This window comes from Pelagicoccus sp. SDUM812003 (assembly GCF_031127815.1).
In the GTDB taxonomy this organism is placed as follows: Bacteria; Verrucomicrobiota; Verrucomicrobiia; order Opitutales; family Opitutaceae; genus Pelagicoccus.
Genome location: NZ_JARXHY010000007.1, coordinates 143,545 through 154,906, shown reverse-complemented (window position 1 = coordinate 154,906; position 11,362 = coordinate 143,545). Strand labels below are relative to the sequence as shown.

At 57.7% G+C, this 11,362-nt stretch carries 11 protein-coding genes; 1 reads left to right on the top strand and 10 read right to left on the bottom strand.

Features of this window, described 5'->3' with window-relative positions; all coding sequences use genetic code 11:
• Nucleotides 1-4: 4 nt before the first annotated feature.
• From dnaB to QEH54_RS11550, 6 genes are all read right to left on the bottom strand, one after another.
• Nucleotides 5-1,375 carry a replicative DNA helicase gene (gene dnaB / locus QEH54_RS11575; RefSeq protein ID WP_309018836.1) on the bottom strand — a complete coding sequence of 457 codons (1,371 nt, stop codon included), beginning with the start codon at nucleotides 1,373-1,375 and terminating at the stop codon, nucleotides 5-7.
• A gap of 64 nt (nucleotides 1,376-1,439) precedes the next feature.
• On the bottom strand, nucleotides 1,440-1,955 hold the full coding sequence (rplI, locus tag QEH54_RS11570; RefSeq protein ID WP_309018835.1) for a 50S ribosomal protein L9: 516 nt from the start codon (nucleotides 1,953-1,955) through the stop codon (nucleotides 1,440-1,442).
• A gap of 54 nt (nucleotides 1,956-2,009) precedes the next feature.
• Complete coding sequence (ssb, locus tag QEH54_RS11565) at nucleotides 2,010-2,462, bottom strand: single-stranded DNA-binding protein (RefSeq protein ID WP_309018834.1); 453 nt, start codon at nucleotides 2,460-2,462, stop codon at nucleotides 2,010-2,012.
• A 36-nt stretch (nucleotides 2,463-2,498) separates the two neighbouring features.
• Nucleotides 2,499-2,795, bottom strand: coding sequence for a 30S ribosomal protein S6 (locus QEH54_RS11560; protein ID WP_309018833.1), 297 nt, complete (start codon nucleotides 2,793-2,795; stop codon nucleotides 2,499-2,501).
• Nucleotides 2,776-3,381 (bottom strand): aminoacyl-tRNA hydrolase, encoded by a 606-nt coding sequence (gene pth / locus QEH54_RS11555; protein ID WP_309018832.1) that lies wholly within the window; start codon nucleotides 3,379-3,381, stop codon nucleotides 2,776-2,778. The genes QEH54_RS11560 and pth overlap by 20 nt, the downstream gene beginning before the upstream one ends.
• A gap of 79 nt (nucleotides 3,382-3,460) precedes the next feature.
• Entirely contained in the window at nucleotides 3,461-4,015 is a 555-nt protein-coding gene (locus QEH54_RS11550; protein ID WP_309018831.1) for a 50S ribosomal protein L25, read from the bottom strand.
• A 454-nt stretch (nucleotides 4,016-4,469) separates the two neighbouring features.
• Here QEH54_RS11550 and QEH54_RS11545 point away from each other — a divergent pair, with 454 nt between their 5' ends.
• Nucleotides 4,470-5,294, top strand: a complete 825-nt coding sequence (locus QEH54_RS11545; protein WP_309018830.1) for an NAD(+)--dinitrogen-reductase ADP-D-ribosyltransferase — start codon at nucleotides 4,470-4,472, stop codon at nucleotides 5,292-5,294.
• Nucleotides 5,295-5,507: 213 nt separating this feature from the next.
• On the opposite strand, the gene nifJ is transcribed toward QEH54_RS11545, so the two are convergent.
• The 4 genes from nifJ to QEH54_RS11525 all read right to left on the bottom strand — a co-directional run bounded on the left by nifJ (nucleotide 5,508) and on the right by QEH54_RS11525 (nucleotide 11,343).
• Complete coding sequence (gene nifJ, locus QEH54_RS11540; RefSeq protein WP_309018829.1) at nucleotides 5,508-9,104, bottom strand: pyruvate:ferredoxin (flavodoxin) oxidoreductase; 3,597 nt, start codon at nucleotides 9,102-9,104, stop codon at nucleotides 5,508-5,510.
• Nucleotides 9,105-9,179: 75 nt separating this feature from the next.
• On the bottom strand, nucleotides 9,180-9,647 hold the full coding sequence (locus tag QEH54_RS11535) for a flavodoxin family protein (protein WP_309018828.1): 468 nt from the start codon (nucleotides 9,645-9,647) through the stop codon (nucleotides 9,180-9,182).
• Between the two features lie 32 nt (nucleotides 9,648-9,679).
• On the bottom strand, nucleotides 9,680-10,054 hold the full coding sequence (locus QEH54_RS11530) for a hypothetical protein (RefSeq protein ID WP_309018827.1): 375 nt from the start codon (nucleotides 10,052-10,054) through the stop codon (nucleotides 9,680-9,682).
• Between the two features lie 152 nt (nucleotides 10,055-10,206).
• Complete coding sequence (locus tag QEH54_RS11525) at nucleotides 10,207-11,343, bottom strand: hypothetical protein (protein WP_309018826.1); 1,137 nt, start codon at nucleotides 11,341-11,343, stop codon at nucleotides 10,207-10,209.
• Nucleotides 11,344-11,362 lie beyond the last annotated feature (19 nt).

Here is an 11,362-nt window from a genome sequence, read left to right as displayed (position 1 = left end):
GAGGCTATTCCGTGTAGTCTTCAAAACGAGTGATGTCTTTGATGAATTTGAGCTTAACTTCGCCTACGGGTCCGGCACGTTGCTTGGCGATGATTAGGTCGGCCTCGTCAGCTGCAACGGAAAAATCGTCACCTGCGTCCTTAGGTCGAGCTAAAAGAAGGACCACGTCAGCGTCTTGCTCGATCGAGCCTGATTCGCGCAGGTCGGAAAGCTTGGGCTGACGCTTCTCCTTCTCGGAGTCGCGGTTGAGCTGACTTAGAACAATCACCGGCACCTTGAGTTCCTTCGCAAGCCCCTTAATTCCTCGCGAGATTTCCGCGATCTGCTGTTCTCGAGGCACGCGCGGATCGGTGCCGGCGAGCAGCTGCAGGTAGTCGACCACGATCAGTCCCATGCCTGGATTGCGGGCGAAAACGCGGCGCGACTTGGCTCGCAGCTGGTTGATGGTGACCTGCGAAGCGTCGTCGATCCAGAGCGGAGCCTGCTTGAGCTCGATGGCCGCGGCGGCCAGGCGCTGCTGCTCCTCCTTGTTGACGAAACCTTCGCGCAAGCGCTGCGAACTGACGCGAGCCCGGCCGGTAAGCATTCGCATGGCGAGCTGCTCGGCGCCCATTTCCAGGCTGAAGACCAGCACGCCGGCCTTTTTCGCCTTCGGGTCGCGGGGCATGGCGATCGCTTCGGCGATATTGAGAGCCAAACTGGTCTTGCCCATGGAGGGACGAGCCGCCAGCACGATCATTTCGGTGGACTTGATGCCGTTGGTCATCTTGTCCAAGTCGCGATAGCCGGTGGAGAGCCCGGTGAGCTGGCCCTTTCCCTCCAGCATGCGCTTCACCAAGTTCACCGCCTCGTCGACGGATTCGCGAATGGAGCGCGAGGTGTCGGCAACCTGCTCGTCGGAGATGGCGTAAATCTCCTTTTCCACTTCGTCGATGAGCATCTCGATGGAGCCGTCCCCGTTTTCGAAGCATTTCTCCAAGCTCTTGGTCGCGGTGGAGATCAAACGGCGACGCGTGAAGTGCTCGCGGACCTTGTCGAGAAAGTAGTTGGCGTGGGCAGTGGTCTCGATGTGGGAGGTGAGCTCCGCCACGTACAGCGGTCCGCCGACTTCGTCCAGCTTTCCTCGGCTGCGCAGTTCCTCCGCCAGGATCTGGGCGTCGAGCATGCTCTTCCCTTCGAAGAGCTCGCAGCAAACCTGGAAGATGACCTGGTTGGCCGGATTGTAGAAAGCCTCCGGCGGCAGCTTCTGGGCCATGCAGCGCGAGATGATCTCGGCCGGGTCCAGCAAACATGCGGCGAGGAGGCCTTTCTCCGCATTTGGACTATGCGGCAAGGTTCGCCCGGCGATCGTGGAGAGCGCCGGGCTAGAATTCATTGCAGGGGCGTCGCGCCCCGAAAACGGCTTGTTCGACATGCGGGATCGTCAAGCCTGATAAGGATTACTCTGCGGAAGCTTCTTCTTCCTTGGCTTCGGCTTCTTCAGCGTCCGCTTCGACGATCGGATTTTCCGAAACCACGTCGATCTTCATCTCGACCTCCACTTCAGGATGGATCTTCACGATGAAGACGTGCTGACCGAGCTCCTTGATGGGCTGGTCGAGGTGGATCTTCTTGCGGTCGATCTCGTAGCCCGCTTCGGAAAGCTTCTCGTGGATGTGGATGGAGGTGACGGCGCCGAACATGCGGCCCGCTTCGCCAGTCTTGACCGCGATGCCGATCTGAGTCTCGGCGAGCTTGGCCGCCTGAGCCTTCGCGTCTTCGAGGTTCTTGGCTTCGCGCTCGGCCCGACGGGCCTTGAGGGCTTCGATCTGCTTGCGATTGGAACGGTTGACGGGGATCGCCTTCTTGGTAGGAAGGAGGAAGTTGCGAGCGAAGCCCGCTTTTACTTTTACTTGATCGCCTTCGCCGCCGAGACCTTCAACGGGCTCGATGAGTAGTACTTCGCTGGTTGCCATGATATGCGAGTGGTTAAGTGTATGCTAAATTGTTGTTGCGAATCGCCGGCCGTTTCAGAATGGCACGTCTTCTTCGATGTCGTCGCTTGGAGCGGGTTTGTTTGATGAGGAAGGAGCGTTGGAGCGCTGAGCCGGAGCGTAACTGCCGGAGGACTGACCGCCCTCGCCGCCGCTGCGGCCGCCCATGAGCTGCATGTTTTCAACGATGACCTTCAGCTTGCTGCGCTTCTCGCCTTCCTTCGACTCCCAGGAATCGAACTTCAAGCGACCTTCCACAAAGAGCGGGTTGCCCTTGGTAACGTACTTGGAAATGATTTCCGCCTGCTTGCCCCATGCTTCCAGATCGACAAAGGTGGTTTCCTCCTGGGTCTCGCCACTATCGCTGGTGCGGTAGGTGCGATTGACCGCCATGCCGAACTGGCACACCGCGGTGCCTCTCGGAGTGGTGCGCAACTCGGGGTCGCGGGTCAGGTTGCCTAGGAGGATTACTCTATTGAAGTTAGCCATGGATCAAACGGTGGGGATAAGGGTTCAGTTGAGGCGTTACGCCTTCTGAATCATCTTGTGCGACACCAGTTTGTTCAAGCGAAGTTTTTCCAGAACGGCTGCCGGGGTCTCTGCGGATCCCGAGAACTCGTACTGCACGTAAACGCCACTCTCGTACTTGACGTCGGGAATCCGAGCGAAGTCCTTGCGGCCGAGGTCTTCCACCTTGGTCACTTCCGCGCCGGCTTCCGAAAGCTCGGCCTTCAGGCCTTCGATCAGGTCTTCGACGCTCTCCTCACGACCACGGGTGTCGAGGATGAAGGTTGCTCTGTAGTTAGATGCTGTTGCTGTCATCGTTTTTCTTTTTTCGATTGATATGATTCATGGCCATCTCCGGTCCATCCCGCAGCAGTCGTACCAGACTGTCCACGTAACGCTCCATCGAGGCTGCGACGATGGTTTCCTCGTCGCTGGAAAATTTGCTTAGAACGTAGTCCGCCAAGGCCATTTCCTTGAGCGGCTTTTGGCCGATGCCCACCCTCACCCGGGCGAAACGCGGGGCGATGCGGCTTAGAATGTCAGCTACGCCATTGTGCCCTCCGGCGCTGCCAGCAAGGCTGATCTTCACCTCGCCGAGCTCCAGGTTGAGCTCGTCGTAGACCACCGCCATCTCCTCGGGCGGAATCTTGTAGTAGCTGCAGACCTTTTGCACGCAGCGTCCGCTATCGTTCATGTAGGTCTGGGGCTTGAGAAGAATCACTTTGCCGAAGGCGTCGTCCACCATCGAGGTCAGCTCGCCTTTGAAGGATCGCTCCTTCTTCCAGGGCTCGGCCCCGCGATTGTCCGCGAAAGCGTCGAGCACGCGAAAGCCAATGTTGTGGCGTGTGCTGACATACTCGCTACCGGGATTGCCTAGACCGACTACCAACCGGAAGCTCATCTGCCGTTCTAAAAGTTGTGGAAAGAACAAAAAAGGCGAACCGCTGCGAGGCGTCGGTCCGCCGGGAAAAAGGTCAGCCCTACTTTACGACCGCGAACACCGGCTGGGCGGGAGCGTCGAGGTACTTGACGCCGTCGATGGCCGGGAGCTCGCTGACGTGCAAACTGTCGCCCACCTTGAGAGCGGTGACGTCGGCGTTGATGGACTCGGGAATGTCCTTGGGCAAGCAACGCACCAGCACGGTCTGGGAAACGGTTTCGATAGTGGCGTTCTCGTTCTTCACGCCCCATGCCTCGCCGACCGGGTGCACAGGCACTTCGATTTCGACCAGCTCGTCGTCAGCGACTTCCTGAAAATCGATGTGCGTGTAGCTGTCCTTGATCGGGTGACGCTGCACTTCCTTGATGATCGAGGTGCGCGCCGCGCTTTCGCCGGACTTGAGCTGCACAACAGGTGTGTTGTTTCCGATGGTACGGAGGAGACTGCGCAGCTCGCGAGCGTCGACGGAAAGGTTTTCCGGCTCCTTGCTCTTGCCGTAAACGACGGCTGGCACGCGGCCTTCAGCGCGAAGACGGCCAGAAGCGGCAGAACCCGCCTGGTTGCGATTGGAAGCGTTGATTGTGAGCGTTTTCATGGTTAGAAATTCGTTTTCTCTAGAGGGGATCTCCCGGGAAAAGGCGGAGAACCGTAAGTGCGCGCTGCCGGAAATCAATCAAAACATGAGCCATTCGCGTCTTTTTTTGCGAATAGCGAAAGCCAGCCTAGTTGAGCTGACGTTTTCCGATGCCGGAGCAGCTGCCTAGTTTTCGTTCGCGCCCTGGTCGATGCGGCGCCGATGAAGCTCGACAAACGAGCGTCTGAAACGTCCGTCGCGTTCCCGCAGCGGACACGGAAAAGCAGCAATCCATCGCGGGGGCTTTGTCAACAGACAAAACGGCTCCGGCCCGGCATAGCAGCATTCGAAATCGTTACCCTCGAACCAAGCTCTCCTTATAATGGCGGGCAAGCGCCCCCTCCACTTGCCAGTCTGGCTCCGCCGACGCATCTTCTTACGGCGCTGAAGCGAGAATCGCCGGCAAACTCCTCCGATGAAGACCGATATCACCACGCCCCCTAGCCTCCCCCCGGAGAGCATCTGGTTCGGCCATTGCGAGATCCCGCCCTGGAAGATCGCCTCCTTCGAGTTCAACGAGGACCCGAGGCCGCTTTCCCTGATTGGCGTACGGGCTACCAATCAGAGGCTCTTTCGCGAGCTCGACAAACTGAGCACCCGATCGGAGCGGGGAACGTTCTTCCACGATTACGTCTCGGTAAAATTCGGCCTGCACAACTGGAAACAATATTCGGGCCGCAGCGGCCAGTGCATCCGTAATAGCTACCTGCGCTACTTGACCAAGTGGGGCGTAGATAGCAGCTCGGTCGAGGGGGCCGTGCTCAAGTACTGGGTCCAGAGTCGTTTCGGGCTCTACCCGACCTTCCACCGCAAAAAGCTACGCATCGACCGCGAGGACGAGGACTACGCCTTCGCCCGCGACCGAGTGAAGGGGGCGGCGTTCACCAACGCCATCGAAGCCCAGCTCGATCTGGTGTATGAGTATTGCCAATACGAGTTGAAGCGAGCTCATCCGGACAAGCAGCACCTGCAGCTCTTTCGCGGCACCTACGACCCGGAAGAGCATCCGGTGATCAGCGTCGGCGACAAACGCCAGTCCTGCATTCGCCTCAACAACCTCTGTTCCTTCACCTCCGATCGGGAGCGGGCCTGGGAGTTCGGGTCGACCGTGTGGGGAGCCAAAGTACCCCTCGTAAAAATCCTCTTTTTCAGCGGCCTTCTACCAAACGATCTCCTGTGCGGGGAAGATGAATACCTCGTCATCGGCGGAGAATACTGGGTCAAGGAACACTTGTATTAGCGCAGCTCACCGCCCAGACCCACAGCGCATTTCATCGGTAGGTCGCCGCGCCGAGGCGACGATCCCATCCCCGCATGTAGGTCGCCGCGCCGAGGCGACTCCCCCACTAGCTCCACCACACAAAAGCCGACCTTCGGAACGGGAGAGAACCAAAGATCGGCCAGTTTGTATGGAGCGAGAAAACGTTTTCAGCGTCCGCTAACGCTTTATAAATCAACCCCAGCCATCGTCATCGTCGTCATCTTCCAGACCGGCGGAGGCTAGGGCCTCTAGCTCCGACCAGCGGGTGTCGACATGCTTCTGGGCCGATACTGCCAAGGCAGCCGCGCGTTCCGGATCGCTGCGCTGCAAGGAACGGAATCGATTCTCCTGCGACATGAAGTCCGATACGGGCAGACTCGGCTCGAAGGAATCCAGGCGGAAGGCCGGAGCATCGCCCGCGACGTTTCGCGGATCGTAGCGGTACAGCGGCCAATACCCGCTGGACACCGCATCCTTCTGGCGCTTCGGGCCATTGACCAGATCGATGCCATGAGCGGCGCAGGGGCTGTAGCAAATGACCAGCGACGGTCCGTCATAGGCTTCCGCTTCGCGCAGAGCGTCGAGGGCTTGCTGCTCGTTAGCGCCCAAAGCGATCTGCGCCACATAGACCTGGCCATAGCTGATAGCCAATCGTCCGAGATCCTTCTTAGGAGCGTCCTTGCCCGCTGCGGCGAACTTCGCGATGGCCCCTATCGGGGTCGCCTTGGAAGCCTGGCCTCCAGTATTTGAATACACCTCCGTATCAAGAACGAGAACGTTGATGTTATGCCCGCTGGCCAGAACGTGGTCCAGTCCGCCAAAGCCGATATCATAGGCCCAGCCATCACCACCCACGATCCACGTGGCCTTCTTCATCAAGGAATCGGAGAGCTTCAGCAGTCGTTTCGCCTTCGGCGAGTCCAGGCTTGAGAGGATCTCCTTCAGGGCTTCGATACGCCGTCCCTGAGCGCTTCGCTCAGCGAGGGACCTTGTATCCGCAGAAAGGATATCGCTGGTCAAGGCGTGCCCGACTTCGTCGGAAAGCTCAGTCAACAGGCGAAGCGCGGAACTGCGTTTCTGCTCCGCCGCGAGATGCAAGCCGAGTCCAAACTCCGCGTTGTCTTCGAAGAGCGAATTCGCCCAAGCCGGCCCTTTGCCTTGCTTGTTGGTGCAGTACGGCGTGGTCGGCAGATTGCCTCCGTAAATCGACGAGCAACCAGTGGCATTGGCGATTTGCATTCTGTCTCCAAAAAGCTGGGTCAGCATGCGCACATAAGGAGTTTGCGTACAGCCGGAGCAAGCTCCGGAAAACTCGAACAACGGCTCCACGTAGCTGAGGTTCTTGGCGGAGACCTTCGAAGGATCGAATTCCTGGTGCTCGATACTTTCGAAGAAGGCCAAGCTAAGCTTCTCCTCCTCGATCACCGCTTCGATCGGAGTCATCTCGATGGCTCGGCGTCCCTCAGCGTTCTTGGCTGGACAGAGCTCCACGCAAGCGGAGCAGCCGGTACAATCTTCTGGATACACCTGCAGTGTCAGTTTCTTGCCCGTGCCGCCTGGTCCCTTGTAATCGACTGACTTGAACCCTTCCGGAGCTCCTTCCAAAGACCCTTCTTCGTAGACCTTGGGACGAATGGCCGCATGGGGACAGAAGAGGCTGCACTTGTTGCACTGAGTGCAGGTTTCCGCATCCCAAACCGGAATCGCCGTCGCGATGCGACGTTTTTCGAAGCGCGAGGTTCCGGTGGGCCACACGCCATCAGCTGGAAACGCGCTTACTGGCAGCAAGTCACCATCCCCCGCCAAGAGAGAGGCCGTAACTCGATGAGCGAAATCGGGAGCATCCTCTGGCACCCAACGTACCGGAGCAAACTCCGCCGTCGCTTCGCTTGGCAAGGTCACTTTCTCGAGCTTCGCCGCTGCGGCATCCACTGCGCTGCAGTTCAAGTCGACGATCTTCTGGCCCTTCTTGCCGTAAGTCTTCTTGATGGCGGTCTTCACCCGATCGATCGCCTCCCCTACCGGAAGCAATCCGCTCAAGGCGAAAAATCCGACCTGCATGATGGTATTGATGCGTCGCCCTAGACCGAGCTCGCCAGCGAGCTTGAAGGCGTCGATCACATAAAACTTGAGCTCCTTCTCCAGAATCAGTTCCTGCACGTCACGAGGAAGATGATCCCAAACTGTATCCGCGGAATAAGGACTGTTCAGCAGGAACACCGCGCCTTTGCTCGCGTGCTCCAACATCTTGACACGACCGAGAAACTGGAACTGGTGGCAGCCGACGAAATTAGCTTCGTTGATCAAATAAGGGGCCTTGATGGCTTGTGGGCCAAATCGCAGGTGGGAAGTGGTCAACCCACCGGATTTCTTCGAATCGTAGACGAAATACGCCTGGGCGTAGAGATCAGTCGCCTCACCGATAATCTTGATGGTATTCTTGTTCGCGCCAACCGTTCCGTCAGAGCCAAGCCCATAGAATACAGCAGCTGAGTTGTCAGCGGGTTCGATATCGAAACTGGAATCGTACTCCAGCGAAGTCTCTGTCACATCATCTTGGATACCAATGGTGAAATGATCCTTGGGCTTCTCCGAATTCAACTGATCGAAAACGGCTTTCACCATGGCGGGCGTGAACTCCTTCGATCCCAATCCGTAACGCCCGCCGATAGTAACCGAAGGCGTGGCGAATTCGCCTGGGAAACAGCTAGCGCTCTTGCTCAAAGCCATCACCACATCGAGATACAGGGGCTCGCCTATGGAACCGGGCTCTTTGGTGCGATCCAGAACCGCCACACGCTCTACCGATTTAGGCAAGCATTCCAAGAAGGCCTTAGTGAAGAAGGGACGGTACAAGTGCACCGCGACCACCCCATACTTGGTTCCGAAATTGGCGTTGAGGTATTCGACCGTCTCGACCGCGGTTTCCACGCCTGACCCCATGGCGACAATCACGGAGGTAGCATCGGGCGCTCCATAGTAGTCGAAAATCCGATACTCGCGTCCGGTCAGCTTCGCCATTTCATCCATGCAATCCTGGACGATGCCTGGAACTTTCTTGTAGTAGCTGTTAACCGCTTCGCGACTCTGGAAATAGGTGTCCGGATTGTGAGCCGTGCCGCGGGTCGAAGGATGATCAGGCGTCAGAGCGCCTTCGTAGAAAGCCTCAAGAGCCTGATCATCGACCAACGCTAGCAAGGTTTCCGTATCCAAAGGCTCGACCCCGTTGATCTCGTGCGAGGTGCGAAATCCGTCAAAGTAGTGCATGAACGGAATGCGCGAGCGGATGGTAGCGGCATGAGCGATGGCTGCCATGTCGTGAGCCTCTTGCACGCTATTCGACGCCAACATCGCCCAGCCGGTCTGACGACAGGCCATCACGTCGCTCTGATCGCCAAAGATGGAAAGCCCGTTTGTCGCGATGGCGCGGGCCGTGACGTGCATCACGGCAGGAGTCAACTCGCCCGCCATCTTGTACATGTTCGGGATCATCAACAACAAGCCCTGGGACGCGGTGAAGGTGGTGCTCAACGAGCCCGCCATCGAAGACCCGTGAAACGCTCCAGCGACGCCCCCTTCGCTTTGCAGCTGCTCTACGCGAGGAACGTCACCCCACAGGTTCGGCTGCCCGGCAGCCGCCCATTCGTCGCATAGCTCCGCCATGGGAGACGAAGGAGTGATCGGAAATATGGATACAATTTCGCTAAACTGGTACGCGACGCGGGCCGCGGCTTCGTTCCCGTCGACGACCAGTCGTCTGCGAGCTATTTCTTTCGGTGTGGAGATCATTCGTCAATTGGTTGACTGTTGAGCTATGGGCGCGGTTAGAGACCTACCACGCGCAGTCCTATTTGATAAAATCGATTATGCAGTGACGCCATAGACGCCTGCCATGGTCTTCCAGAACTTCTTGGACCAGCCGATGTAGGAAACCATGAAATCCGAGCCGAGATCAGTGCGCTCGAGAACACGCTCGGCTCCCAGTTCGCTCAGCTTCGCATCGACTTCCTTGCCGCACTGGCAGTACAGCGGATACTCCGTATCGCCGAGAGCGAGTACGGTGAATTTCAGACCCGACAGATCGATGTCCACTTCCGCCAAAGCGTTGCAGAAAGGAGCGGCCTTGGGAGGTGGAGCTCCGTCGTCCCAGGTCGAGATAACCACGAGAACAGGATTATCAATTTCCTTCAACTGATCCACTGTGTATTCAGCCAGATCATACAAACTGACATCCACTCCGTTTTTCTCTCCCTTTTTCGCGACTTTTTCAGCCACGCCTCGGCAGTTTCCAGTTTCCGTTCCGTAAAGTACTGTAAGTTTCAATTCGCTCATCTTAATTTCGGGTTTGGGTTAAGTTTCGATTGTCAGGCGCTTGCTTCCATCAAGGCGTCCTGGCTTGAGAAGATCGCTCCTCCGATGTTCATCTTCGGTTGCGTCCAGAAAAAGCTCCCTCCCCGAACGCCTCCCTTGAGGCCCAGGGTTTCGAAGTCCTCTCGTTTGTCGAAGGGCCAGGCGACCTCGACCGCCTCCTTGTAGGCTTCGGCATTGCCTTGAACTGACTCCTGGAACAAGGGACGACACATCAGCACGACATCGCTATGCTCATCGAGGGACTGCCCGCGAATAGTGGTCACAAAACATAGCGACACGAGATTCGCCTTCGGATCGGATCTATCCGAAACCACCGCATAGTCGCATGCGCGAGCATTCGGATAGACCATGTTCACTAGTTCCGCCATCTCTAGCTTCCAAGCTAGCGGCGCGTCTACCTGCTGACACTCGGAAAGCATTCTTGCGATAATTCCGCCCGTTCCGCTCAGCTTTAGTTCAACATCCTTGCTGAAGCAGCTCAATCCTTCTCTATCCTCCCGTTTGTATATCCAAAAGCTCACTACGTATTCTCCGTTGAAGTTCTCGTCGATAGGATCCCAATAAATTCTTCCTGCGACAGCGCCCGCCCGAGCGAGCTGGCTAAACGGCGCACGCTCCTCAGAACGCCTTTCGCCTCCGATAAATCCAAGACCACGCCCATTGCAGCAGCCACGGAACGAATCGCCGCAGTGCCAGAATGGCGCCCGACAACGAAAGCCTGCGCTTGCTGGCCAACGGATTCAGGAGCGAAGACCTCGTAGCTGCTTCGATCGCTGAGCAGTCCTTTGCAATGAATTCCGGATTCGTGACGAAAAGCGGCCGCTCCGACCACCGGCTTGCGGTCAAAGATCGGCTGTCCTGACGCTTGGGCCACGCACTCGCTTAGGGCGGTCAAGCCCAAGGTATTGAGTCCGAGCTCGATCTTCGCGCTGTGACGCAAGGCCATAACCAGTTCCTCCAGAGCGGCATTGCCCGCTCGCTCGCCCAGCCCGTTCACGGTCACACTAGCGGCTTGAGCTCCGGAGAGCATCGCGGCAACCGAGTTGCCTACCGCCATGCCTAGGTCGTTATGTCCGTGAAACTCGATCTCTATGGTACAAACTTCGCGTACCGCCCTCACCATTTCCGCAGTGGAAAAAGGATTGAGGCAACCAGTCGTATCCGCTAATCGGATGCGGCGCGCGCCAAGCGATTGAGCCATCAATGCAAAGTCCTGCAGAAAGCCGCGATCAGCTCGTGACGCGTCCTGAGCTCCGACGCAAAAGTACTTAAATCGGTTTTCGGCCAGGCGGGCAATTCTCTCCATTTGATCGAAGACCCAATCCTCGTCTTTCGCCCAGATGCGCTGGTGGATGGAACTCGCAGGCAGTGAGAAGTGAAAGCCGTCGGCACCGGTATGAGCTGCCGCGTCCACATCGTCCTTGCAAGCCCTGCCCCATGTCAGAATACGGCAGGGCAGCTTCAGATCAACAAGCGAACGGATATGAGCGATCTCGTCATCGCCCATAGCGGGAATGCCTACCTCCAGCTCCGGCACCCCAAGGGCCGCCAGCTGCAAGGCGATAGACTTTTTGTCTTCCAAGCGAAACGCCACCCCTGCGGCTTGCTCTCCATCGCGCAAGGTCGTATCGATCAGGAAATGTTGATTACGCTCCATGAGGTTTTCTCGCTCCTCG